The 24431-nt window shown below is 52.9% G+C and carries 22 protein-coding genes, 1 pseudogene and 1 other annotated feature; of the genes and pseudogenes, 3 read left to right on the forward strand and 20 right to left on the reverse strand.

The window, feature by feature from the left end:
- Nucleotides 1-64 precede the first annotated feature (64 nt).
- From BQ9846_RS04595 to tig, 5 genes are all read right to left on the reverse strand, one after another.
- The gene (locus BQ9846_RS04595; protein WP_075879410.1) at nt 65-337 is read right to left on the reverse strand and encodes an HU family DNA-binding protein; all 273 of its coding nucleotides are present in this window, start codon (nt 335-337) and stop codon (nt 65-67) included.
- Between the two features lie 188 nt (nt 338-525).
- Nucleotides 526-2937 (reverse strand): endopeptidase La, encoded by a 2412-nt coding sequence (gene lon / locus BQ9846_RS04600; protein ID WP_075879411.1) that lies wholly within the window; start codon nt 2935-2937, stop codon nt 526-528.
- Between the two features lie 213 nt (nt 2938-3150).
- A complete protein-coding gene (gene clpX, locus BQ9846_RS04605; protein WP_075879412.1) occupies nt 3151-4431 on the reverse strand; it encodes an ATP-dependent Clp protease ATP-binding subunit ClpX in 1281 nt (426 codons plus the stop codon).
- A 93-nt stretch (nt 4432-4524) separates the two neighbouring features.
- Complete coding sequence (gene clpP, locus BQ9846_RS04610; RefSeq protein WP_075879413.1) at nt 4525-5142, reverse strand: ATP-dependent Clp endopeptidase proteolytic subunit ClpP; 618 nt, start codon at nt 5140-5142, stop codon at nt 4525-4527.
- A 105-nt stretch (nt 5143-5247) separates the two neighbouring features.
- Entirely contained in the window at nt 5248-6597 is a 1350-nt protein-coding gene (gene tig, locus BQ9846_RS04615; RefSeq protein WP_075879414.1) for a trigger factor, read from the reverse strand.
- A gap of 279 nt (nt 6598-6876) precedes the next feature.
- On the opposite strand from tig, the gene BQ9846_RS04620 reads away from it, so the two are divergent.
- The gene (locus BQ9846_RS04620) at nt 6877-9381 is read left to right on the forward strand and encodes an EAL domain-containing protein (RefSeq protein WP_075879415.1); all 2505 of its coding nucleotides are present in this window, start codon (nt 6877-6879) and stop codon (nt 9379-9381) included.
- 86 nt (nt 9382-9467) lie between these two features.
- Here the strand turns inward: BQ9846_RS04620 and BQ9846_RS04625 are convergent, their stop codons facing one another.
- Together BQ9846_RS04625 and BQ9846_RS04630 are read right to left on the reverse strand one after the other, a co-directional pair.
- Entirely contained in the window at nt 9468-9839 is a 372-nt protein-coding gene (locus BQ9846_RS04625) for a hypothetical protein (RefSeq protein ID WP_083651473.1), read from the reverse strand.
- Between the two features lie 2 nt (nt 9840-9841).
- Nucleotides 9842-10306, reverse strand: coding sequence for a flavodoxin (locus BQ9846_RS04630; RefSeq protein ID WP_075879416.1), 465 nt, complete (start codon nt 10304-10306; stop codon nt 9842-9844).
- 133 nt (nt 10307-10439) lie between these two features.
- Here BQ9846_RS04630 and BQ9846_RS04635 point away from each other — a divergent pair, with 133 nt between their 5' ends.
- Nucleotides 10440-10649 (forward strand): DUF2788 domain-containing protein, encoded by a 210-nt coding sequence (locus BQ9846_RS04635; protein ID WP_075879417.1) that lies wholly within the window; start codon nt 10440-10442, stop codon nt 10647-10649.
- Nucleotides 10650-10747: 98 nt separating this feature from the next.
- Here BQ9846_RS04635 and BQ9846_RS04640 read toward each other — a convergent pair whose 3' ends face one another.
- The 13 genes from BQ9846_RS04640 to BQ9846_RS17200 form a co-directional block, all read right to left on the reverse strand.
- A complete protein-coding gene (locus tag BQ9846_RS04640; RefSeq protein ID WP_075879418.1) occupies nt 10748-11047 on the reverse strand; it encodes an integration host factor subunit alpha in 300 nt (99 codons plus the stop codon).
- Between the two features lie 78 nt (nt 11048-11125).
- Nucleotides 11126-13507: a phenylalanine--tRNA ligase subunit beta gene (gene pheT / locus BQ9846_RS04645; RefSeq protein WP_075879419.1), complete on the reverse strand. Its 2382-nt coding sequence runs from the start codon at nt 13505-13507 to the stop codon at nt 11126-11128.
- A gap of 26 nt (nt 13508-13533) precedes the next feature.
- A complete protein-coding gene (pheS, locus tag BQ9846_RS04650; protein WP_075879420.1) occupies nt 13534-14553 on the reverse strand; it encodes a phenylalanine--tRNA ligase subunit alpha in 1020 nt (339 codons plus the stop codon).
- A 184-nt stretch (nt 14554-14737) separates the two neighbouring features.
- Complete coding sequence (gene rplT, locus BQ9846_RS04655) at nt 14738-15091, reverse strand: 50S ribosomal protein L20 (protein WP_075879421.1); 354 nt, start codon at nt 15089-15091, stop codon at nt 14738-14740.
- A 69-nt stretch (nt 15092-15160) separates the two neighbouring features.
- Entirely contained in the window at nt 15161-15355 is a 195-nt protein-coding gene (rpmI, locus tag BQ9846_RS04660) for a 50S ribosomal protein L35 (protein ID WP_075879422.1), read from the reverse strand.
- An 81-nt stretch (nt 15356-15436) separates the two neighbouring features.
- A complete protein-coding gene (gene infC, locus BQ9846_RS04665) occupies nt 15437-15976 on the reverse strand; it encodes a translation initiation factor IF-3 (protein ID WP_075879423.1) in 540 nt (179 codons plus the stop codon).
- Nucleotides 15977-15988: 12 nt separating this feature from the next.
- Nucleotides 15989-17911, reverse strand: a complete 1923-nt coding sequence (gene thrS, locus BQ9846_RS04670) for a threonine--tRNA ligase (RefSeq protein WP_075879424.1) — start codon at nt 17909-17911, stop codon at nt 15989-15991.
- Between the two features lie 211 nt (nt 17912-18122).
- Nucleotides 18123-18992 (reverse strand): OmpA family protein, encoded by an 870-nt coding sequence (locus tag BQ9846_RS04675; RefSeq protein WP_075879425.1) that lies wholly within the window; start codon nt 18990-18992, stop codon nt 18123-18125.
- A 274-nt stretch (nt 18993-19266) separates the two neighbouring features.
- Nucleotides 19267-19734 (reverse strand): DUF2489 domain-containing protein, encoded by a 468-nt coding sequence (locus tag BQ9846_RS04680; RefSeq protein ID WP_075879426.1) that lies wholly within the window; start codon nt 19732-19734, stop codon nt 19267-19269.
- Nucleotides 19735-19848: 114 nt separating this feature from the next.
- Nucleotides 19849-20766: a heme o synthase gene (gene cyoE, locus BQ9846_RS04685; RefSeq protein ID WP_075879427.1), complete on the reverse strand. Its 918-nt coding sequence runs from the start codon at nt 20764-20766 to the stop codon at nt 19849-19851.
- A gap of 70 nt (nt 20767-20836) precedes the next feature.
- Nucleotides 20837-21880 carry a COX15/CtaA family protein gene (locus tag BQ9846_RS04690; protein ID WP_075879428.1) on the reverse strand — a complete coding sequence of 348 codons (1044 nt, stop codon included), beginning with the start codon at nt 21878-21880 and terminating at the stop codon, nt 20837-20839.
- Nucleotides 21881-21913: 33 nt separating this feature from the next.
- On the reverse strand, nt 21914-22423 hold the full coding sequence (locus tag BQ9846_RS04695; RefSeq protein WP_075879429.1) for a hypothetical protein: 510 nt from the start codon (nt 22421-22423) through the stop codon (nt 21914-21916).
- Nucleotides 22416-23024 (reverse strand): SURF1 family protein, encoded by a 609-nt coding sequence (locus tag BQ9846_RS17200; protein ID WP_075879430.1) that lies wholly within the window; start codon nt 23022-23024, stop codon nt 22416-22418. The genes BQ9846_RS04695 and BQ9846_RS17200 overlap by 8 nt, the downstream gene beginning before the upstream one ends.
- Nucleotides 22913-24369, forward strand: a sequence feature (mutual gap in cmsearch alignment for this rRNA model is longer than 100). Its footprint overlaps the gene before it by 112 nt.
- Here BQ9846_RS17200 and BQ9846_RS17205 point away from each other — a divergent pair.
- Nucleotides 22972-23220 (forward strand): annotated as a pseudogene (locus tag BQ9846_RS17205) (transposase); the annotation flags it as partial. Its footprint overlaps the feature before it by 249 nt. The gene BQ9846_RS17200 and the pseudogene BQ9846_RS17205 sit on opposite strands and share 53 nt — an antisense overlap.
- Nucleotides 24370-24431 lie beyond the last annotated feature (62 nt).

Below are 24431 nucleotides of genomic sequence, written 5' to 3' on the forward strand. Positions count from 1 at the left end.
TGGGCGCATCGCGTTAACGATGCGCCCATAAGACTGTTGGTGTAACTATCCCTTACCCATGGATTTAGTTAACGGCGTCTTTCAGTGCCTTACCTGCTTTGAAGCTGGGTACTTTAGCAGCACTGATCTCAATCGGTTGACCAGTTTGCGGATTGCGGCCTGTACGCGCGGCGCGCTCCTTGATCGAAAAGGTACCAAAGCCTACCAGTGAAACACTCTCGCCTTTTTTGAGGCTATCGGTGACAGACTCCACCATGGCATCCAATGCGCGGGTTGCCGCTGCCTTGGGAATATCAGCAGACGCGGCAATGGCTTCAATCAGCTCAGACTTATTCACACTTCACCCCTTGACTGTTTCAAAAAATGGCTCTGAACGGCATGGTCACCGGTTGGAACGTCGATCAAAGCGTAGCAGCATTTTATAGCAACGCCGTGAAATCGCTGTCAAGCAACCATGCCGCGTTACACCGGCGCTAAAGGCCTGAGTGCAATGTTTAAATGATTAAACGTATAGATCCGGTCGCGTTAATGCGTGCTTATCGCAGCCGAATTAGTGAACGCTTTATCGCTACCGCTCACGATAGCCTCTTTGTCGTTCGCTTCGGCTAAGGCAACCGCCAGTACATCGTCGATCCAGCGCACCGGACGAATATCTAACGCATCTTTAATGTTATCCGGGACTTCTTTTAAGTCTCGACGATTTTCCTCCGGTATGAGGACGGTCTTTATACCACCCCGGCGGGCTGCCAGCAATTTCTCCTTTAGCCCCCCAATCGGTAATACTTCTCCGCGCAGGTTCACCTCACCGGTCATTGCCACATCACAGCGCACCGCTCGCCGGCTATAGGCCGAGACCATTGCCGTGACCATCGCAATGCCGGCGCTCGGACCATCTTTGGGGGTTGCTCCCTCGGGCACGTGAATATGCAAATCTTCTTTTTCAAAGCGCTCAGCATCAATACCGTAAGCGTCGGCATGTGCGCGTACCACGGTATGTGCCGCACTCACTGACTCTTTCATCACATCGCCCAGCGAGCCGGTTTTGTTCACGCGGCCTTTACCCGGCGTCACCACTGACTCAATGTTGAGGAGCTCACCGCCCACCGACGTCCAAGCCAATCCCGTCACACGGCCGACTTGATCTTCCAGGTCGGCGAGACCGTAACTGTAACGGCGAACGCCGGCATAGGTTTCGATCTCCTCAGCGCTGAGTGTCTGCCCGGCCTGGGCCTGCTTGTTATCGCGCTCATGCTCCAAGCGCTCGCGTAGCACCTTGCGCGCGACCTTGGCAATTTGGCGCTCAAGCTCACGTACGCCCGCTTCACGGGTGTAATAGCGAATCAATTCCAGCAGTGCTGCATCATCCAGGTCCAGCTCGTTGGCTTTAAGACCGTTCCCCTCACGCTGCTTGGGAAGTAAGTAGCGCTTGGCAATGGCTAGCTTTTCATCTTCGGTGTAGCCCGGCAGGCGAATGATTTCCATCCGATCGAGCAGCGGCCCGGGGATGTTCATCGAGTTCGCCGTGCAGATGAAAAGCGTCTCGGAAAGATCGTAATCCAGCTCCAGGTAGTGATCACTAAAGCTGTTGTTCTGCTCGGGATCCAGCACTTCCAAGAGCGCCGAGGAAGGATCACCGCGATGATCCATGCCGAGCTTATCCACTTCGTCGAGCAAAAAGAGCGGGTTTTTGACCCCGGCGCGACTCATGCGCTGCATCAACTTACCCGGCAGCGAGCCGATATAGGTGCGACGGTGACCACGAATTTCTGACTCATCGCGAACGCCGCCGAGCGCCAAACGCACGTATTTGCGGTTTGTGGCACGCGCTATGGAACGCCCCAATGAGGTTTTGCCTACCCCGGGCGGCCCGACCAAACAGAGCACTGGACCTTTCATTTTGCGCACGCGCTTTTGCACCGCCAGGTATTCCAAAATACGCGATTTCACTTCCTCAAGACCGTAGTGGTCCTCATCTAGGACCTGCTGCGCTTTGATGAGGTCATGCTTAACCCGCGTGCGCTTTTTCCAAGGCACTGCGATAAGCCAATCAAGGTAAGAGCGTACCACCGTGGCCTCGGCGGAGTTGGCGGACATCATCTTGAGCTTATTAAGCTCCTGCGCCGCTTTCTCCATTGCCTCTTTGGGCATGCCAGACTCCTTGATGGCATGCTCATACTTCTCCACCTCGTTAGGCACATCCTCAAGCTCACCCATTTCCTTCTGGATGGCCTTCATCTGTTCATTGAGGTAATACTCGCGCTGAGTCTTCTCCATCTGCTCTTTGACGCGAGTGCGGATACGCTTTTCTACCTGAAGCAGATCAATTTCCGACTCGATCAGCGCCATCAGGTGCTCGATACGATCGCGGACACGATCCATCTCTAATAGCTCTTGCTTATCACCGATTTTCAGTGACAAGTGGGCGCAAATCGTATCCACCAAGCGGCTGGGATCCTCAATTCCCGATAGGGAATTAAGCACCTCGTTAGGCACTTTTTTGGACAGCTTGACGTACTGCTCAAACTGATTGAGCAGTACGCGTACCAGCGCTTCTTGCTCGCGAGCGGTCAATGGCTGGCTATCACGTGGCTGAATATAAGCCTGCGTGTAGCCATCCTCATGCTCTTCAACAGAGCCGACATCAGCACGAAAACGCCCTTCAATCAGCACTTTCACCGTGCCATCGGGGAGTTTTAGCAACTGCATGATCTCAGCGACCGTGCCCATGGCGTAAAGGTCGGTGTTATCAGGGTCGTCTTGAGAGGCTTCGCGCTGTGCGACCAGCAAGACGCGCTTATCCGCTTCCATAGCGGCTTCTAACGCTTGAATCGACTTTTCGCGCCCGACAAATAGCGGAATAACCATCTGCGGATAAACCACAACATCCCGCAGCGGTAAGAGTGGGAAACATTGTGTCATTTCGGCGTTCTGCTGCATCGCAGACGTTCCTCGGAAATTCAGGTGAGTAACTAAATTGAAAGCTTGGTGCGAGTTGATCCCGCAAGCATTCATCAAACAGGCGGGTGCACCAGTGAACTCGGCGGTCGCACGGGGTTAAATAGCGCAAGAAAATAAGGGGCCGCCGCAGCGACCCCCTGTGATGACGCGGGCAAGTGCTAACCCCATTCGATGGCGCCGCCAGAGGCCCGCTTAACCATCCGTGCCATCCACGCGCGCGTCTTCTTGCTGCGCATAAATCAGTAGCGGGTCACTTTCGCCATTGATCACCGATGCATCAATCACGACTTGACTAACGCCTTCAAGAGAAGGGATTTCATACATGGTGTCGAGTAGTACCGACTCCAAAATGGAGCGTAGACCACGGGCGCCCGTTTTGCGCTCCATGGCTTTTGCCGCCACCGCACGCAAAGCGTCCTCACGAAACTCAAGCGTCACATCCTCCATCTCAAACAATTTGGCATACTGTTTGATCAAGGAGTTTTTCGGCTCGGTGAGGATTTGAATCAGCGCGTCCTCGGTAAGCTCGGTAAGGGTTGCGATCACCGGCAAACGCCCGACAAACTCAGGTATCAAACCAAACTTAACCAGGTCTTCAGGCTCGACATCGGCTAAAAGCTCACCCACACCACGCGACGAATCCTTGCTCTTAACGCTGGCGTTAAAGCCAATACCGCCCTTCTCGGCGCGATCGCGGATAACTTTGTCCAGCCCGGCAAACGCACCGCCTACAATAAACAAAATATTCGCCGTATGGACTTGCACGAACTCCTGCTGCGGGTGCTTACGCCCGCCTTGTGGCGGCACGGATGCCGTTGTGCCTTCAATCAGTTTCAGCAGCGCCTGCTGCACCCCTTCACCCGAGACATCGCGGGTAATGGAAGGGTTGTCCGATTTGCGCGAAATCTTGTCGATTTCATCGATATAGACGATACCGCGCTCGGCTTTCTCTACGTCGTATTCGCACTTTTGCAGCAGCTTCTGGATAATGTTTTCAACATCTTCACCCACGTAACCGGCTTCGGTTAGCGTGGTGGCATCTGCAATCGTGAACGGAACGTTTAGCAGGCGCGCCATGGTCTCAGCCAGCAGGGTTTTACCACTACCGGTGGGGCCAATTAGCAGTATATTGGACTTGCCTAGCTCTACGTCGCCTTCGCGAACACCTGATTTTAGTCGCTTGTAGTGGTTGTAAACCGCTACGGACAGCACCATTTTGGCGCGGTCTTGCCCGATGACGTAGTCGTCGAGGGTATGACGAATTTCACGAGGCGTCGGCAGACGCTCCTCATCGCTCTCGGCATCGGCTTCGAGAACTTCCTCGCGAATGATGTCATTACACAGGTCGACACACTCATCGCAGATATATACGGACGGGCCGGCAATCAGCTTACGTACTTCGTTTTGGTTTTTACCGCAAAACGAGCAGTAAAGCAGCTTGCCACCTTCGTCCTTGCCTTTGCCGTCGGCCATTCGCGTACCTCTGTCACTGCGGCGGCGAGTGCCGCCGGAAAGCTCGTTTGAAAAGCGCAGACCTATCTTATAAAGCGCAGATTCGACACGCTATCAGGATGTAGGCCGCTTATCCAGCACCGCGTCAATCAAGCCATACTCTTTGGCCTGCTCGGCGCTCATAAAGTTATCGCGGTCAGTATCACGTGAGACTGTCTCAATATCCTGACCCGTATGGTGCGCCAGAATGTGATTCAAGCGATCACGAATACCCAAAATCTCACGCGTGTGAATCTCAATATCAGAAGCCTGACCCTGATAGCCGCCTAGGGGCTGGTGGATCATCATACGTGAATTGGGCAAGCAGAAACGTTTTTCTGCGGCACCACCGGCAAGCAGGAGAGCCCCCATGCTCGCCGCTTGACCAATGCAAACCGTTGAAATATCCGGCTTAACGAATTGCATCGTGTCATAAATTGACATGCCCGCCGTCACCGAGCCGCCCGGGGAGTTGATATAGAGATGAATATCTTTATCCGGGTTTTCTGACTCAAGGAAAAGCAGCTGCGCGACAACAAGGTTAGCCATGTAATCTTCCACTGGGCCAACCAGAAAGATGACACGCTCTTTTAAAAGCCGCGAGTAAATATCGTAGGCTCTTTCCCCTTTGGCGCTCTGCTCAACCACCATAGGCACCAAACCGCCGGCGTTTTGAATATCAAATTCACTCATCAGTGATTCCTTGCCTCCGATGGGGAAAAGTGCGCCGCGATGCGGCGCACTCTGTACTAACGATGATTAATCGTTTTGAACCAATCTGCGCTCAAAACCGAGTGATTAGGCGTTTGCCTGCTCGCTCTCTTCTTCACCTTCGTCTTGTTCAGCTTGCTTTGCCGCAGCCAACACCTGCTGGTAGGACATCTCTACGTCGTTTACGTTCGCCTGCTCCAGCAGCTTGTCCACCGCCTTTTCTTCTAGAATCGCGGATTTAACCTGCGTTTTGAGCTGATCGTTGCTCATATAGTAGTCAACGACTTGCTGCGGATCCTGGTACTGTTCGGCTAGCTCTTCCACTTTCGCTTTGATTTCATCGTCGGTGGCGTCTAACTCGTTGGCCTTGATCACTTCGGCTAGCAGCAAGCCAACTTGGACGCGACCTTTGGCTTGCTCAGCGAACAGCTCATCGGGCAGCTGGCTGACATCAAAGTCTTCGCCTAAGCCGAACTGCTGAGCGGCTTGACGCTTCATGCCTTCCGTTTCTTGTTGAACGAGAGCACGGGGTACCGCAATTTCATTAGCCGCTTTAAGCGCATCCAGCACTTGCTGCTTCACACGGTTATCTACCGCCTGAGCTGCTTCACGGCTCATGTTCTTTTTGATTTCGGCGCGGAATTTCGCTTCGTCACCGTCTTCAACGCCAAAGCGCTCAATAAAGGCCGCGTCAACCTCGGGAAGCTTCTGCGCACTAACACTATGCACTTTCACTTTAAACGTTGCGTCTTTACCGGCTAAGTGCTCGGCCTGATACTCTTCCGGGAAAGTGACGTTAATCGTCTTCTCATCGCCAGCCTTGGCCCCAATAAGCTGCTCTTCAAAGCCGGGGATAAAACTATTAGAACCGAGTACCAACGAATGACCTTCAGCACTCCCCCCTTCGAACGGCTCGTCGCCTAGGTAACCCTGAAAATCGATCTTGACCTGATCGCCCTCTTCGGCAGCGCGCTCGACCTCTTCCCAATCGGCGTTTTGCTTGCGCAGGGTTTCGATCATTTCGTCGACATCCGCGTCGGTCACTTCAACCACCGGACGCTCTACGTCAGTGCCTTCAATGGAAGTCAGGTCAATTTCTGGATAGACCTCCATGGTCGCGACGAACTCAAGGTCTTTGCCCGCTTCGTTTACCGTGGGTTCAATCTGCGGGTAGCCCGCCGGGTTCAGCTCTTCATCGGTAATCGCACGAACGTAGTGTTCACGCATTGACTCGCCCACAACGTCATTGCGGACATCTTGGCCATAGCGCTGCTTCACCACAGCCATTGGCACCCGGCCCTGGCGGAAACCGTTCATACGAACGTTTTTCGCGGTTTCTTTCAAGCGAGTGCTGACGGCCTCATCGATTTCGGCGGCCGGCACTTGGATGGTCAGGCGGCGTTCGATTGGGGAGGTCGTCTCGACGGAAACTTGCATGAATTGTCCTCTAGCGGCTGGGCGTTGGGTAAGTTACAAAATGATGTTCAAGAGGGCGATTTTAAGAACCCTGACGCATGGTGGCAAGCGCCATGCACGTTACATGGGGTCGACCCCGAGAATTACAAGAGATTTTCCGTGCGCTCTAAGGTCTTTCTTTCCCTTTTGGGCACTCTTTTCTGCCACCTTGTGATGAGATCTGCTTTGCAGCTAGCACCAACGTGTTAATCTGAGAGACTACTTCTTCTTGCCATCTCGGGCCAATTGTTGTCGTTTCCTATGAGCCAGGATTTACCCATTTCGCGCATTATGCAAACCGGCATCTTACAGTGTGCACCCGAAACACCGCTCTACGAGGCTGCTCGGCGCATGGCGGAGCGCCACTGTAGCTCAATTCTTGTGATGAAAGATGCGCGCCCTGTCGGTATCTGGACAGAACACGACGCCTTGAGTGTCGACTTTGGCGATACGAATGCCGTGCGCGAGCCCATTGCCCAACGCATGAGCCATCCAGTCGCAAGCATTTATGCACATCAGCTTCTCGGCGAAGCGGCGTTGCAGCTTCGGGCGCTGGGACGCCGCCATCTTTTGGTCATTGATGATACCGACTCGCCGGTGGGCATCCTGTCGCAATCCGACATTGCCCTGAACCAGGGGCTTGAACCCTATTTACGACTGCGGGAAGTTCACGCTGCAATGCGTGCTGCTCCGCTGGTTCTTCCGGGTGATATGCTTCTCGCCAACGCGGCTCGCAAAATGCGCCTGCAAGAGCACGATGCCGCCGTGGTCATACTCGACAGTGCGCTTGGCATTTTGACCGAGCGCGACTTGGTGCGCTTTATTGCCCGGCACCCAGGCAATACGCCAATCGCTGAGCTTGCCAGTCAACCCCTGCTTACCATCGACGAGAAAGCCGCCCTGCTTCAAGCGCGCGACCTATTGATTGATCATCGTATTCGCCACTTAGCCGTTCTCGATGCACAGGGCAAGGTCAGCGGTTTGCTCGGTTTTCGCGACATGCTCGCCGGCGCTGAGCATTTGTACCTTCAGGATTTACGCGAGGCGCTAGAGCAACGCGACTCCGCCCTCGCTACCTCACGACAACATTTACAGCTCGCCGAGCGCGTGATCGACTCTTCCCTTGAAGGCATCGTCATCACCGACCCCGCCACGCGCATTGAGTTCATCAATCCTGCCTTCACCCATATGACCGGGTATGCACTGGAAGACGTAGCGGGCAAAACGCCGCGCATTCTCTCCTCCGGCCGACAAGACGATGCCTTTTATCAGCAGATGTGGGAGACCTTGAAAGCCCATGGTTACTGGCGAGGAGAAGTCTGGAATCGTAAAAAAACCGGCGAGCTATACCTTGAGTTACTCACCATTACCGCGATCACCGATGATAATGGCGAAACGCAACATTACGCGGGCTTATTCACCGATATCACCCATATTCGTGAAAATGAGCAGCAAGTTCGCCACCTCGCCTACTACGATGTGTTGACGCGTCTCCCCAACCGTCGACTCCTGGAAGACCGGATTACCCTGGCCATTCGGCACGCTCATCGCTCAAAAGAGCAGCTCGCCGTAGTGTTTATCGATCTTGACCATTTTAAACAGGTCAATGACACCTTGGGGCACGCCGTCGGCGACGATCTGCTGCTACAAGTCTCCGAGCGCATGCAGAATAACCTGCGCGAGGACGATACGCTGGCACGCTTGGGAGGCGATGAATTTATTGCCCTGCTGCCCGGTATTAGTGACTTCGCCGAAGTAACATGTATTGCGCAACGTTTAATCGATACGGTCAGCGCCCCCTATTGCATTAATAACCATACGTTTCGTATCGGTTGTAGCCTGGGGGTAAGCGTTTATCCCGATGATGGCGACACCCCCGAAACACTGATTCAAAATGCCGATGCGGCGATGTATCGCGCCAAAAAAGAGGGGCGCAATACTTACCGCCTCTATCGCTGCGAAATGGACCTCGCCGCTCAAGATAACCTCACGCTTGAAACCGAGCTACGCACCATGCTTGACACGGGCGATGGGCTTTTCATGGTATATCAGCCGCTTGTGAGCCGCGAAACAGGGGTGACAGTCAGTGCAGAGGCGTTAGTGCGCTGGCAACACCCCACGCGCGGTATTGTTTCGCCCGGTGAGTTTATTCCTTTGGCGGAACGCTCGGGGTTAATCCTTTCGCTGGGGGAGCACGTACTCGACAGCGTAATCAAGGATATACTGCACTGGCAACGATTAGGACTTGAAGTGGTACCGGTCGCCATCAACCTCTCCGCGACACAGTTTTGGCAAAGCGGGTTTGTTGAAAGCGTAGAGCAAAAGCTCACCCAAGCCGGCATTACCGCCGAGCTAATTACCTTTGAACTTACCGAAAGCTTACTGCTCAATAAACAAGCGCGTGGCATCGAAATCCTGACCCAATTAAGCCAGCTGGGCTGCCGCGTTGCTTTGGATGACTTTGGTACCGGCTACTCCTCGCTTAGTTACTTACAGCATATTCCCGCTCATAGTTTGAAGATCGACCGCAGCTTTATCGAAGCACTCGATGACCCTGAGCACAGTAGCCGACCTATCATCGCGGCGATTGCCAGTATGGCGCAGGAGTTGGGGCTAACGGTGGTGGCTGAAGGGGTCGAAAGCGAACAGCAGTGGGCGGTGCTGGGTAACTACGCCATTGACACGATTCAAGGGTTTTATACCGGCTACCCGGTAGAGGCAGGCACATTCAGCACGGGTCTTAAATATTTGCGCAACCGGGCTTAAAAGCCCCCGAAGGTCTTTATTCGGTGGGCTTTTATGCGATCGTTAATGCTTAACGCATTGGCGTATGCCGTTACTGGCTTGGTTTTTTAGGTTTTAGCCCCACGCCAAAGGTTGAGTGCATGCAGCAAAAGCCCAAGTGTGGCACCGTGGGACAATAACAACTGCCAACTGAACCAATCACTGAATAAGACATGCCAGAGCCCCATCACGGCAACACCCACCAGTAGACACAACGCCAGCTTTCCTAGCAATGCCGGCAGTCTCTGACGAGCGTTGGCCGTTAATAAACGCCACTGAAAAATTACAAACGCCAATACCGCAACGATGGCCATCAACAGTAACGACTGATGTGTCTCATGCCCGCCGGCTATGTAGCGCGGCAGGGTGGCAAGCATGACAAGGCAGAGCCCTAGCGCCACGCTCATGCGTTCAGGGGTAGAAGGTGCCGATGACTTCATGCTCATGCGACCTTTAATTCTTGCGCTTCAATCCACTCCTCGACCCAGGGCACCGCTGCGTCATCCGCCATAAAGGTCTCCATGGCGTCAATTTCCAGCCGCTCACCCAAGCGTACTGCACCATGGTCTTCTAAAAGCGCATCAAGGGCACGGCCAGCCCCACAAAATGTCTCGCCATAGGAGCTATCCCCCAGGGCAATCAAACCATAGCGCAATGCTGTAAGGGAGGGACTCTGCTCGGCGATCTCACGGGTAAAATTAACGAAATTCCCAGGATAATCACCGCTGCCGGTGGTCGAAACGCAAAACAGCGTCACGCTGTCTTGAGACTGAGTCAGATCCTTCAGTGTGGGCTGCTCAATAATCTCAACGTCATAACCGGCTTCTTCAAACTGTGGCTTGACCTGTTCCGCCACATCCAGCGCACCGCCGTACATCGTGCCTACCAGAATATTGACATTTGGCATCGTTACTCCCTCTGTCAAACTGTCTCAGTGCCAACGCGAAAGTCGACAAATACCCGATGAATTTGGTCAAATATTAACACACTATTGCGAAACGTCGCACGCCTCCACTCCCCTCAACCGACAAGGGAACCGTATGCAACAAACGTTTGAAGCATGGATAACACCGCTCATGATTGGCGGTTTAATCTTGTTTATGTGCTTTATTATTTGGGACTTGGCTAAAAAATCGAATGCTGGCCGTTTTGGTACCCTCATGCTCTTTATTGTCCTCGGCGCCGGCATGCTGGGCTACGTCCTCAAGGTTATCATTACCTGGTTTATAGAAGGCAGAGCCGGAGGTTAACCCCAGCACAATAAAAAAGGAGTGCCATTGAGACACTCCTTGACTTAAAACGGCATTGGCCAAGCGCCCCCTTACGGTTTGCGCCAACCTGGCCTATTTCACGATGAGTCTTTGTAAGACTCAACTTGCTGCTTGAGCTTTTGCCCTGGTCGAAACGTCACGACACGTCGTGCGGAAATGGGAATTTCTTCGCCGGTTTTTGGATTTCGCCCTGGGCGCTCACGCTTATCGCGCAAATCGAAGTTGCCAAAACCTGAAAGCTTTACCTGCTCATTTTCACGTAAGCAGGCGCGTATTTCATCGAAGAAAGCTTCAACCATGGCTTTCGCTTCCCGCTTAGAGAGTGACAGCTCGGCGTGTAAATGCTCCGCGAGTTCCGCTTTGGTCAACGCACCCATAAGGCTTCTCCTTGTAGCAAACGCTCGGCCCAGGACAGAAGGCACCGCACTTATTTCATTAACAGCCCTTGGTGGCGCTTAACTGCGCAACTCTGCACTGAACTCACTACGCACCTGCGCAACAATCGCGCTCACCAACTGATTGATTTCATCATCATTTAGCGTGCGCGATGGATGCTGCCAGGTCAAGCCCAATGCAATACTCTTATGCCCTTCTGTCACCCCGTTACCCGCATACACATCGAATAACTTTACCTGCTTAAGGTGCTCACCTGCTTGCTGGGAAGCTACATCCAACAGTGACTGTACCGGTACGGTCTCATCAATGATAAAAGCCAGGTCTCGGCGAACCTCAGGCTGGCGCGAAAGAGGCTCAAAGGCCGGAATTGCCCCTTCACTTAACGCATCAAGGCGGACTTCGAACATTAACGCATCCACTTTCAGCCCTAGTTTCGCGCGGATTTGCGGGTGCAAGGTACCAATCCAACCAGCCTCTCGATCATGATGCATCACTTTGGCACACTGCCCGGGGTGCAAGGATGGATGCGTTGATGGCTCAAAACGCCATTCGTTAAAGCCTCCACCTAGCCCTAGGAGGCTCTCCAGATCTCCTTTTAAATCATAAAAATCGATCGCCTCTCGACCCCCGGACCAACCTTCAGGATTGCGTGTACCACAGACAATGGCGCCCAACATCGGCGTTTGGCTTAAGCTATCCAAATGACCATTAAACACTAGCCCTGTTTCAAACAATCGTACCCGCGTCTGTTGTCGATTAAGGTTATGCTCTAGCGCACGTACCAAACCAGGGAACAAGCTGGCACGCATCACCGACAAATCCGCGGAAATAGGGTTGGCAAGCGTTGGCGACACCGCCTCCGGTAGCAGCGCAGCTTGCAGTTCCGGGGCAACGAAACTGTAGGTCACGGCTTCTTGATAGCCACGCGCCACCATTTGATGACGCAACTGGGACTGCGTGATCCGCGCTTCATCGCTGGCCCGTAGCGCTAGGCGTGTCGAAGGGCGACGTACCGGGAGGTTGTTGTAGCCATGAATACGCGCTACTTCTTCAATTAGGTCTTCTTCAATGGCGATATCAAACCGCCAGCTAGGTACGTCAACACGCCAGCCGTGCTCGGTCACTTGAACACCCAAACCGAGGCGCTGCAGAATATCCATGACTTCTTCTGCCGCAAGAGACTTACTCAACGCTTTACGCAACCGCTCAGCACGGAAGTGAATCTGTCGCTTTTCGGGCAGGTGAGCGTCGCTTTTTACTTCGTTGAGCGGCCCTGCTTCACCACCGCATATATCCAGCAATAAATGCGTCGCACGCTCGACGGCAATGGCTGTTAGCGCAGGATCAACGCCGCGTTCAAAGCGATGAGACGCATCGGTATGCAAGCCGTAAGAACGCGCCTGGCCGGCAATGGCAAGCGGGGTAAAAAACGCTGACTCTAGGAAAATCGTCTGCGTGCTGGGGCTAACACCGGAGTTTTCACACCCCATTATCCCCGCCATTGCGAGCGGACCGTTCTCATCAGCGATCAGCAGGGTTTCAGGGCGAAGCGCGACATTCTGGCCGTCTAGCAGCGTTAAGCTTTCGCCCTCCTTGGCTAAGCGCACCACCACTTCACCATGAAGGTTATCGCGATCAAAAGCGTGAAGCGGCTGCCCAAGCTCCAACATCACATAATTGGTAACATCCACCACCGGATCAATCGAGCGAACACCGCTGCGACGCAAACGCTCTACCATCCATAGCGGGGTTGCCGCCTTTACGTTTACCCCACGAATTAACCGACCGATATAGCGCGGGCATCTTTCCGGCGCCTCGACCGACACCGGAAAAGTATCATCGAACACGGCGGTGACACTTTGGCACTCAGGCCCACTCACCGCGAGCCGGTTAAGCACACCCACTTCACGGGCCAAGCCTTTTACACTTAAGCAATCTCCCCGATTCGGTGTCAGATCGACTTCAATGGTGCAATCATCAAGGCCCATATAAGCGCGAAAATCCTCGCCTGTGGGCGCATCGGAAGGCAACACGAATATACCGGGCGAGGTTTCATCAACGAGCCCAAGCTCAGATTCAGAGCAAATCATGCCATGTGACTCAACGCCACGAAGCTTCGCTTTTTTGATCTTGAAATCGCCAGGCAGAACACCGCCCACTTGCGCAAAGGGCACTTTTTGCCCAACCGCCACGTTAGGTGCCCCACATACCACCTGCACAGGCTCCGCTGAACCATCATCGACAGTACAGACGTTAAGTTTATCTGCGTCAGGGTGCTGCTCTTTCGTCAACACCTCTGCTACCACCACGCCACTGAATGCAGCCGCAACGGGCTCGACAGCATCGACCTCAAGGCCTGCCATGGTGATTTGATCGGCAACAGCTTGCGTATCCAACTGCGGAGACACCCACTCGCGCAGCCACTGTTCAGAAAATTTCATAGACGTTCCTGTATTGGGCAGCGGGCTTAAGCAAATTGGCGCAAAAAGCGCAGGTCATTTTCAAAAAAGAGGCGCAGATCATTCACCCCATAGCGCAACATCGCCAACCGCTCTGCCCCCATACCAAAGGCAAATCCGGTAAAGCGCTCGGTATCAATACCCGAATGGCGGAAAACCTCTGGATGCACCATGCCACACCCCATCACTTCCAACCAGCCACTGTGAGAGCACACGCGGCAACCCTCTCCGCTACACATCACGCACTGAATATCCACCTCGGCGGATGGCTCGGTAAAGGGGAAATAAGAAGGCCTAAAACGAACGGAAAGATCGTCACGCTCAAAGAAAGCCTGCAGAAAATCCTCGATGGTACCCTTCAGGTCAGCAAAGCTTACGCCTTCATCGACGAATAAGCCTTCCACCTGATGAAACATAGGCGTGTGGGTCAGATCAGAGTCACTGCGGTAAACGCGGCCAGGGCAGACAATACGAATCGGCGGTTCACTGGATTTCATCGTGCGCACTTGCACAGGCGATGTATGCGTGCGCAAAAGCCGAGTGGCGTCAAAATAGAAAGTATCCGCCATACCACGAGCGGGATGGTGCGCTGGGATATTGAGTGCTTCGAAGTTATGGTAATCGTCTTCGATTTCAGGCCCTACCGCAACATCGTATCCGATGCGAGTAAAAAGCCCTTCTATACGCTCAAGGGTGCGCGTCACAGGATGCAAGCCGCCGTTTGGCTGACCACGACCGGGCAGCGTGACATCGATACGCTCTGCCGCTAGGCGCGCGTCAAGCGCTTCTTTCTCTAACGCTGCCCGCTTAACGTCTATCTCACCGGCCAGCGTCTGTTTCGCCTGATTAATCCGCTCGCCCGCTGCAGGCCGCTCTTCAGGTGAGAGCTTTCCTAGGCCTTTCAGTAAGGCGGTCACCTCACCCTTTTTGCCCAGGTAACGTACACGTATTTCATCTAGCGCTGCGACACTCTCTGCAGACGCAATGGCGTCGCGCGCCTCAGATACCAGAGTAGGAAGGTGATCCATCCCGTTAACTCCGAATTAAGCCTCTCCCTGATGAAGGATCAGGAGATAGCAAGTTACTTGTGACGTGTTAACCGCCATACATAGCGAATAAAAAAAACAGGGGAAGAGCGGCTGCTCTTCCCCTGGATGGGTCACATGTCATGACCTGGCTTTGTATCATGCGCCTATAAGCGCACGAATAGCCTTACTGGGCAGCCTTGGCCTTCTCAACGATGGCAGCAAATGCTGCTTTCTCATTGACGGCGAGGTCAGCCAGCACTTTGCGGTCAATTTCAATACCGGCTTTCTTCAAACCACCAACAAAGCGGCTGTAAGACATGCCATGCTGACGCGCACCGGCATTGATACGCTGAATCCACAACGCACGGAATTGACGCTTGCGGTTGCGACGGTCACGGTAAGCATACTGACCGGCTTTAATAACCGCCTGCTTGGCAACGCGGAAGACGCGCGAACGCGCTCCGTAGTAACCTTTGGCTTGCTTTAAGATTTTTTTATGACGACGACGAGCAACGACGCCACGCTTTACACGAGTCATAACACACTCCTGACAAAATGACTGAGGCGACGCTTAAGGCACGCGCTCAGAAAAAAGAAAGCCCGGCCCTTAAAGGTTCGGCAGCATACGCTGGATTAACGCCTTATCAGCGTCGTGAACCTGCTTCATACCACGCAGTTGACGCTTACGCTTGGTCGATTTCTTGGTCAGAATGTGGCTACGGAAAGACTGCTTGTGCTTAAAGCCGTTAGCCGTCTTTTTGAAGCGCTTGGCTGCGCCACTATTGCTCTTAATTTTCGGCATGAGGATTACTCCGCTCGAGATTTTTTAGAAAACCCAGGGCCAACCGCGGCATAACCGCGGTCCGTTGACTTAGCCGTTGGATCACTTCTTTTTCGGTGCAAGAATCATGATCATCTGACGGCCTTCCATCTTAGGGAAGGATTCGACCGTTCCGATCTCTTCCAGGTCCGAGGCAATCCGCTCCATCAGTTTGCGGCCGATGTCTTGGTGTGCCATCTCCCGACCCCGGAAGCGCAGTGTGACCTTGCCCTTGTCACCACCTTCGAGGAACCGGGTCAAGTTTTTCAACTTAACTTGGTAATCACCCTCGTCAGTGCCAGGTCGGAATTTTATTTCCTTCACCTGGATTTGCTTCTGCTTTTTCTTTTGAGCTGCTTTCTGCTTTTTCTGCTCAAAAACAAATTTGCCATAATCCATGATCTTACAGACGATCGGATCGGCATTGGATATTTGCACAAGGTCTAAACCGGCTTCCTGAGCGCGCTCAAGGGCCTCAGCAGTGGATACCACGCCCAACTGCTCGCCATCTTGATCGATGAGGCGCACTTCAGATTCGGTAATTCGCTCGTTCATTGGTGGGCGCTTGTCTTGTGGACGCCCGCGCTGGTTGCTTCGCTTGATCGCTCCGTCTCCTTAGGCAATTGACGATGTCGCCAGGGCTGCTCTTTCTTCCTCAAGGCGGTTGATAAGTGCATCAATCGTCATGGTGCCGAGGTTTTCGCCACTGCGCGTTCGCACAGCGACTGAGTCAGCTTCGACTTCCTTATCTCCTACCACCAGGAGATAGGGAACCTTCTGCAGCGTGTGTTCACGGATTTTAAAGCCGATTTTCTCGTTCCTCAAGTCCGCCTTGACGCGTAAGCCATTTTTTTGCAAACGCTGCTCTAATGCTAGGGCATAATCACGCTGGGCGTCGGTAATCGTCATGATCACCGCTTGCTGCGGCGCTAACCATAACGGCATAGCGCCGGCGTAATGCTCGATCAGTATCCCCAAAAAACGCTCGAAAGAGCCTAGAATGGCTCTATGTAGCATGACTGGCGTCTTTCTGGCCCCGTCTTCATCGACATACTGAGCGCCTAAACGCCCTGGCAGATTAAAATCTAACTGTAGCGTACCACATTGCCATACTCGATTCAGGCAATCACGCAGCGCAAATTCAATTTTCGGCCCATAAAAAGCGCCTTCTCCTGGCTGCAACTCCCAATCGAGCCCTGTTGCATTAAGCGCAGCCTCCAAACCCTGTTCAGCCCGGTCCCAAAGCTTGGCCTCACCTAGAAAGTCATCTGGCCTGGTGGAAAGCTTAAGCTCTACATCCTCAAAGCCTAACGCGCTGTATACCTCAAGTGTCAACGCGATAAAGGCTTCGGCTTCCGCTTGAATCTGATTCTCGGTGCAGAAAATATGAGCATCATCCTGCGTAAATCCGCGAACGCGCATCAAACCATGCAGCGAGCCAGAGGGCTCATTACGGTGGCAGCTACCAAACTCGGCGAGACGTAAAGGCAAATCCCGGTAGCTTTTTAACCCCTGGTTAAATACCTGCACGTGGCACGGGCAGTTCATGGGCTTTACCGCATACTCGCGCTTTTCGGACTCTGTCGTAAACATCAACTCACTGTAGTGCCCCCAGTGACCTGACTTTTTCCATAGCGAGAGATCGACGACTTGCGGTGTTTTGATCTCTTGGTAACCGTGTTCGCGCTGAATTCGACGCATATAGTCTTCAAGCGCTTGGTACATTGTCCAGCCATTGGGATGCCAAAAGACCATCCCCGGCGCTTCTTCTTGAAGGTGAAAGAGATCCATCTTGCGCGCCAACTTGCGGTGGTCACGCTTTTCTGCCTCTTCCAAGCGCTTAAGGTATGCTTTTAGCTGCTTTTTATCACCCCAGGCTGTGCCGTAAATACGCGTGAGCATGGTATTGTCGGCATCACCACGCCAATAAGCACCAGCAAGCTTAGTCAGCTTAAACGCTTTTAAGTGGCGCGTATTGGGCACATGAGGCCCCCGACACATGTCCGTATACTCTTCGTGGTGATACAGACGAATCGTGGAACCCTCAGGAATTTCCCGCACAATCTCTTGCTTGTACGGTTCATCACGATGCAAGAAAGTGAGCATCGCTTTATCACGGTCAACATACTCCCGTACTACATCGTACTCACGCTCAATTAGCACTTTCATTCGTGCTTCAATTACGTCTAGATCTTCCGGGGTAACCGAGCGACCAAACTCAATGTCATAGTAAAAGCCGTCATCGATTACGGGACCAATCGCCATTTTGGCATCTGGGTAGAGCTGCTTCACCGCATGACCGGTCAGGTGAGCACAAGAGTGCCGGATAATTTCCAACCCCTCTGGATCTCGTGCCGTGATGATCGCCACATCGGCATCGTTTTCGATACTGTCGGCTGCATCGACCAATTCGCCATTAATCTTGCCAGCCACACAAGCTTTGGCCAAACCAGGGCCAATAGACTCTGCCAACTGCATGATTGTTAACGACTCTGAAAAGTCACGCTGACTGCCATCCGGCAGAGTTACTGTAGGCATTCGGTTATTTCCTTGAGCACAGTGGTGACCCACACCAAGGGTCACATATCGCTATCAATGGTCGTTTAGGTGAAGCGAAAGAGAAAACAAAAAAAGCGCCACCGCGCTTTAGGGGCTAGCCTACCAAAAGTTGTGCGCCGCATAAACAAAACGCGGAAGGGTTTCCCCTTCCGCGTTTAAATGACGTTGCCGACTCAATCAGCGATAGCGCTTAGTTCCACTCATCCAACTCTACGCGACGGTTTTCGGCCCGCCCTTCTTCCGTTTCGTTGGTCGCGATCGGCCGCTCTTCACCATAGCCAGTCGCCATCATACGGTCTGCATCAACGCCTCTCTCTTGGAGATAAGTCGCCACAGACTCTGCACGCTGTTGCGACAGCTCTTTGTTGTATGCCGCGCTACCGACTGAGTCAGTATGACCTTCAATGCTGACGCGAACACCAGGATTGTTCACAAGGCGCTCTGCCACCGTGTTGAGTTCTTGACGCGCTTCAGATGTCAATCGAGCAGAATCAAACTCAAAATGGACACCGTCGAGAACCAAGCTTTCGGGGCAACCCAGTGCGTTCACTTCTGCACCAGCAGGCGTATTGGGGCACTGATCGCGATAATCCGGCACGCCATCAGCATCTGAGTCTAGCGGACAGCCTTTAGCATCGACTTCCACCCCTGCTGGGGTACCCGGACACTGGTCGCGGTAATCCGGCACACCATCCGCGTCTGAATCAAGCGGGCAGCCCTCAGCATCGACCGCTACACCAGCAGGCACTTCGCCATAACTCGGGCACTGAGGCTCGGCTTTCGGCGTTTCATCGGCGCACAACCAACCGCCAATGGCGGCACCTGCCGTTGCACCAATAGCGGCACCCGTATCTTCGTCAGATTCACTGCTGGTGGCGTAGCCTAAGCTTCCGCCAATGACACTGCCGGCCAAACCACAAACGGCGGGATGCTGATACCAGCTACGATCACCCTCCGCGCTCGTTGATTGCCCGGATGACTGGGAAGCTGAGCTAGCGCAGCCTGAAAGGCCGACGACTAGAGCAGACCCAATAAGCAAGCCAGTTGTTGATGTTTTCATGCAAGACTCCTTCTTGATACGAAAATTGGAAGCAAAAACATACGTCCGCTTCCATCCAATGCCGCCTCAGCAGAACATCCACTTGTATGTCTATGCATATTTCAATGCACTGCGTCGATCAACGAGGGACAAAAGTTAGGGTTATGGACAATAAGAAGGCTTTTTTACTTTTAAATGCCACCCGTATGAACAGCATAGCAGATACGTTGTGGCATTCATCACACCATAAGGCCAACACTGAGTGCAAATTATAGTTTCTTTTGCCATGAAACTATCAGTGAAGGGCGTTTTTACCCTTTGCTCGCCAGGCTTCAACCGCTTTAGCAGCGGCTAAAACATCCTCTCGCATCTCATCCTCGACGGCTAGGCGCTCTTTATCTTCCCGCATCCGGTCTCGCGGCGTGAGCTGTTTACGCGCGTCGTGCGTTTTGAGGTGCCGCGTGCGATCATAAACCGTTGCAAACGCTTGAAATTCTTGGCGTTCAGCTAGCGAGGGTTCAATAATTTCGAGTAACACCTTACAACGCCAGCTGGCCTCAGTAATATTGACTTGCTCTTGTAATAGCGCCCCTACAACGTAATCAAGGTTCTCTAAACTATTTTGTTGAGCCCGCCGCTCTTCGTCAATACGGAACGCTTCTCGTCGCTTGACCTCGTTACGTAACGTAAATGCGTAAGCCGCAAGGCCTGCAATAATAATTATTCCCGCACCAAGCAGTAATACCGCAGCCGTTAAACTCATATCAACCCTCACCAAAAACAGGAAATTTCTACGTTAATTGTACACCTTCTTGGTGAGCCACCCAAATTATCGCGCGCCTTGATACCATCTAACTTCGTCACAAAGCCGATAAACTTACCACGCTAACCTTATAAAGTAGTGGTCGATCAATAGCGCGCCAAAAAGACCGAGCAAATAGCGAATTGAGAACCAAAAAGCGGCAAATGGCGCTTGGGGATCTTTCCCTTGCCACACTTTGCTATTCCAGTACATGAATCGCGCATTTAATAAAACCGCGGCAATTAAATATACGCTTCCGCTCATACCAATCATGAACGGCATGAGCGTAGCGATAACCGTCAACCAGCCATAAAGCCATATTTGTAACCGCGTAAAGGCTAATCCATGAGTCACGGGCAACATCGGGATACCTGCCTTGGCATAGTCGTCACATTTATAAATTGCCAATGACCAAAAATGCGGCGGCGTCCACACAAAAATAATCAACATCAATAACAGGGGCTCGGCCGTTATCTGGCCGGTTATTGCCACCCAACCCAGCAACGGCGGCGCAGCACCGGCCACGCCTCCAATGACAATATTTTGCGGTGTTACACGCTTAAGAAAGGCGGTATAAATTAGCGCATACCCGACTAATGATGCAAAAGTCAGTAGCGCCGTTAATGGATTTACCCGCCAGGTTAAAAGCCCTACCCCTAAGCTAGAAAGTAAGATGGCCCATAGAAGTGCAACACTCACAGGTAGACGCTTGCTCGCAACCGGACGACGGGAAGTACGCGACATTAGCGCATCCAATCGGCGATCAACGATGTGATTGAAAGCAGCAGCGCCGCAAGCGGTTAGACCAATGCCTATCAAGCCAAAAAAAACATTGGAGAATGTTGGCAACCCTGGGCTTGCTAGCGCCATTCCGACGGCAGCGCAAACAAGCATCACCGCCACCACACGAACCTTGCAGAGATCCAATAATTCTTGCCATCCCCATGAAAGCGCGGGGCGCATCGCTGGTAGCGACATTGTTATATTTCGCATGGCCGGATCCTTCTTTTCATTTAGCGTAACAATATGAGCGTCTACGGCTTTGGCAACTCACCGCAAAAGTCTACGTCACCACTTTGACACCAGGGCGTATAACGGCGACATCAGCGTCGTACTTTTCGTATCGCGATGACCAAAACGCTAGTAGAAAACTTGCCATTAGCGCCGTTGCCCCAGCGGTATGTAAAAGCGCCAACCAAAGCGGCAGCCACCACAGCACATTGGCAATACCTAAGCCTACTTGTAATAGATAAATACCTAACACGATATTTAATAGGTGTTTCATTCGACTGGCGTGCCGATAGCGCCAATAAAGAGCGGCTAATGCGACGCCAAGTAATAACGCCCCGAGACGATGGACCATATGAATAGCCGTTCGCGCATCTGCGTGAAGCTGCCCATGCAAGTAGTTGGGGCCGACGGTTTGGGCCATATGGAAACCTTCGCTAAGATCCATCTCAGGCCACCACTGCGCATTACACGTAGGAAAACCTTGGCACGCAATGCCGGCGTAATTGCTAGACACCCAGCCACCTAATGCAAGCTGAAAGATCAGTAATGTGGCCACTATCCCCCATAGATAACCACTTTTACGTATGGGTGTTTTGACGCCTTGGCTGAATCGACGTAATCGTAAGTAAAGCCATAAAAAAAGCGATAATACGCACAGACCACCAAGTAGATGGAGCGTCACGACTTGTGGCCACAGCTTTAAAGTAACGGTAAAAGCGCCGAAAACGCCTTGGGTGAGAATGACAGCCAGCAGTGAGATGGTTACGTACCAAGGGAACTTTCTCTGGCGCCTCATTGGCCATGCCAGAGCAACAATGCTCAACACCATAAGCCCTAACCCACTGGCCAAGTAACGATGAAACATCTCGACCCAAGCCTTAAGAGGCTCAAGAGGATGGTCCGGGTATCGGGCTCCTGCTTGCTCAGTATTGGGTACGACAATTTGCCCGTAACAGCCTGGCCAATCAGGGCACCCAAGACCCGCATCAACGAGACGTGTCCAGGCGCCCACCAATATAACCAAAACGGTTAACCCTCCCCCCCATAACGTCAACCGTAACAACCATCCTAGGCGTTTTGAGCTTGCAGCAACCATACCGTCCTCCCACAATGGCAGAGTAAGCGCCTCTTAATAGGGATTAACTTTCAGTGCATGCTGAATATCTTCCAGTAGCTGCCGTGCTGCCAAATGCCTATCAAAAGCAACTACCGCCTGCCCCATAGGGTCCAACAACCACACACGGTTGGGTTCAACCCAACTCGCATACATCGACCAATGCGTGACCTTTTCCCCTGGTAAAGTTGCCTCACTGCCTCCAATACGCAGCCGGGTAAGCCGGCCCGCATCTCGGCCTAACGCTCGATGAAGGCACCAAAGCTCATCACTGTGCTCACTACACTCTTGTGAGCAATCAAACGCTAAGACCCATGTTTTTGTATCGAGTACTCTCTTATCATCCACTGGCCATTGCGCTAACTCGGGCACGTTCACATTAACGTTGCCATTGGCCATGCTCTTTTCTGGAATTCCTACTTGCCAAGACACCATTGCCCAAGCCAGTAGCATAGGTGCAGCAAATATAAGAAAGACCAGTATAAGCTTTAATTTTTGGCGCTTATGGTAAGACAGATTAATCATGGTGGTTCCTTACTGTTTTGGACGAGTCGCGCAACAGCTGACGTCCGCCGATCCACATCATCACACAGGCAGCAAGCGATAATGCCCACCACTGAAACGCATAACCAATATGGCGGGCGGGAGGAATGGTGCTTGGCTTCCACCAACGCGCAAATACACCCTCACCTTGCTCGGCGTGGAGCCACCCAGAGTGATCAAGCTCCCCCAATGTATCCATCCATGCATCAGAGCTTAACTGCTGTAGTCGTTTACCCTCACGATTCGGCCCATAAACCGGCCCTTGTTCACCTGCCATTTCCCATTCACCCTCTATAGAGACAAGCGTATCCGGTGTTACCGCACTTGGTTGAGAGCTGCTAACCCCCGTTTCAATAAAGCCACGCTGAATTAACCAGAGCTGACCATGTAAATCCTTAAAAGGGGTTAAAACTGCGACTCCCAAACGCCCATTAAGCGTGCGGTTATCTAGAAAGAGCGTGTACGGTGCAAGGTAATGCCTGAACCGTTCCGGGATTCCCGGAGGCTCCAAACCTTGAGAGGATGGAGCTATGAGTAAATCAAATCGATATTCCCCTGAAGTCCGCCAGCGGGCGGTACGCATGGTCTTCGACCATGAAGCTGATTATCCCTCCCAGTGGGCCGCTATCGGTGCCATTGCGCCTAAAATCGGCTGTAATCCTGAAACACTGCGCAGCTGGGTCCGCCAGGCGGAGCGTGACGCCGGTCGTCGAGAAGGCACTACGACCTCTGAGCGTGATCGAATTAAGGCGCTAGAACGTGAAAATCGCGGTCGAAGATACCAGGTGGCTGCAACTGTTTAGTAAAAACACAGCACTCTGCTAACGCGCAAGCGGACGTATAGGGTGTGACGCCTGCCCGGTGCCGGAAGGTTAAGTGATGGTGTTAGGATTCGTCCGAAGCTCTTGATCGAAGCCCCGGTAAACGGCGGCCGTAACTATAACGGTCCTAAGGTAGCGAAATTCCTTGTCGGGTAAGTTCCGACCTGCACGAATGGCGTAATGATGGCCACGCTGTCTCCACCCGAGACTCAGTGAAATTGAAATCGCCGTGAAGATGCGGTGTACCCGCGGCTAGACGGAAAGACCCCGTGAACCTTTACTATAGCTTCACACTGGACGCTGATGTTGCCTGTGTAGGATAGCTGGGAGGCTTAGAAACCCGGACGCCAGTTCGGGTGGAGCCAACCTTGAAATACCAGCCTGGCATCATTGGCGTTCTCACTCAGGTCCGTGATCCGGATCGAGGACAGTGTGTGGTGGGTAGTTTGACTGGGGCGGTCTCCTCCCAAAGCGTAACGGAGGAGCACGAAGGTACCCTCAGCACGGTCGGACATCGTGCAATGAGTGCAAGAGCATAAGGGTGCTTAACTGCGAGACAGACACGTCGAGCAGGTACGAAAGTAGGTTCTAGTGATCCGGTGGTTCTGTATGGAAGGGCCATCGCTCAACGGATAAAAGGTACTCCGGGGATAACAGGCTGATACCGCCCAAGAGTTCACATCGACGGCGGTGTTTGGCACCTCGATGTCGGCTCATCACATCCTGGGGCTGAAGTCGGTCCCAAGGGTATGGCTGTTCGCCATTTAAAGTGGTACGCGAGCTGGGTTTAGAACGTCGTGAGACAGTTCGGTCCCTATCTGCCGTGGGCGTAGGATGTTTGAGAAGGGCTGCTCCTAGTACGAGAGGACCGGAGTGGACGCACCTCTGGTGTTCCGGTTGTCACGCCAGTGGCATTGCCGGGTAGCTAAGTGCGGACGGGATAACCGCTGAAAGCATCTAAGCGGGAAGCCCCCTTCAAGATGAGACATCCCTGAGGCCTTGAGCCTCCTAAAGGGCCCAGCAAGACCAGCTGGTTGATAGGTCGGATGTGGACGCGCTGCAAGGCGTTGAGCTAACCGATACTAATGGCCCGTGAGGCTTGACCCTATAACACCCAAGGGGTTGGGTCGCCGATGATAACGACTGTTCAAACGAACACCGGATACGCA

It is taken from the genome of Vreelandella massiliensis (assembly GCF_900155385.1).
Lineage (GTDB): Bacteria > Pseudomonadota > Gammaproteobacteria > Pseudomonadales > Halomonadaceae > Vreelandella > Vreelandella massiliensis.

Bases quoted from the DNA above. Each gene is read 5' to 3' on its own strand.
- BQ9846_RS04680 (WP_075879426.1), bottom strand. From the start codon at position 19,734: ATGAGTTTAACGGCTGCGGTATTACTGCTTGGTGCGGGAATAATTATT.
- pheT (WP_075879419.1), bottom strand. From the start codon at position 13,507: ATGAAATTTTCTGAACAGTGGCTGCGCGAGTGGGTGTCTCCGCAGTTG.
- BQ9846_RS17200 (WP_075879430.1), bottom strand. From the start codon at position 23,024: ATGCGTACCGCCCGCTGGCGGACTTCAGGGGAATATCGATTTGATTTA.
- tig (WP_075879414.1), bottom strand. From the start codon at position 6,597: ATGCAAGTTTCCGTCGAGACGACCTCCCCAATCGAACGCCGCCTGACC.
- BQ9846_RS04620 (WP_075879415.1), top strand. From the start codon at position 6,877: ATGAGCCAGGATTTACCCATTTCGCGCATTATGCAAACCGGCATCTTA.
- BQ9846_RS04625 (WP_083651473.1), bottom strand. From the start codon at position 9,839: ATGAAGTCATCGGCACCTTCTACCCCTGAACGCATGAGCGTGGCGCTA.
- rpmI (WP_075879422.1), bottom strand. From the start codon at position 15,355: ATGCCGAAAATTAAGAGCAATAGTGGCGCAGCCAAGCGCTTCAAAAAG.
- pheS (WP_075879420.1), bottom strand. From the start codon at position 14,553: ATGGATCACCTTCCTACTCTGGTATCTGAGGCGCGCGACGCCATTGCG.
- BQ9846_RS04640 (WP_075879418.1), bottom strand. From the start codon at position 11,047: ATGGGTGCGTTGACCAAAGCGGAACTCGCGGAGCATTTACACGCCGAG.
- clpP (WP_075879413.1), bottom strand. From the start codon at position 5,142: ATGAGTGAATTTGATATTCAAAACGCCGGCGGTTTGGTGCCTATGGTG.
- clpX (WP_075879412.1), bottom strand. From the start codon at position 4,431: ATGGCCGACGGCAAAGGCAAGGACGAAGGTGGCAAGCTGCTTTACTGC.
- BQ9846_RS04630 (WP_075879416.1), bottom strand. From the start codon at position 10,306: ATGCCAAATGTCAATATTCTGGTAGGCACGATGTACGGCGGTGCGCTG.
- rplT (WP_075879421.1), bottom strand. From the start codon at position 15,091: ATGACTCGTGTAAAGCGTGGCGTCGTTGCTCGTCGTCGTCATAAAAAA.
- BQ9846_RS04635 (WP_075879417.1), top strand. From the start codon at position 10,440: ATGCAACAAACGTTTGAAGCATGGATAACACCGCTCATGATTGGCGGT.
- BQ9846_RS04695 (WP_075879429.1), bottom strand. From the start codon at position 22,423: ATGATTAATCTGTCTTACCATAAGCGCCAAAAATTAAAGCTTATACTG.
- thrS (WP_075879424.1), bottom strand. From the start codon at position 17,911: ATGCCTACAGTAACTCTGCCGGATGGCAGTCAGCGTGACTTTTCAGAG.
- cyoE (WP_075879427.1), bottom strand. From the start codon at position 20,766: ATGCGAAATATAACAATGTCGCTACCAGCGATGCGCCCCGCGCTTTCA.
- BQ9846_RS04675 (WP_075879425.1), bottom strand. From the start codon at position 18,992: ATGAAAACATCAACAACTGGCTTGCTTATTGGGTCTGCTCTAGTCGTC.
- lon (WP_075879411.1), bottom strand. From the start codon at position 2,937: ATGCAGCAGAACGCCGAAATGACACAATGTTTCCCACTCTTACCGCTG.
- BQ9846_RS04690 (WP_075879428.1), bottom strand. From the start codon at position 21,880: ATGGTTGCTGCAAGCTCAAAACGCCTAGGATGGTTGTTACGGTTGACG.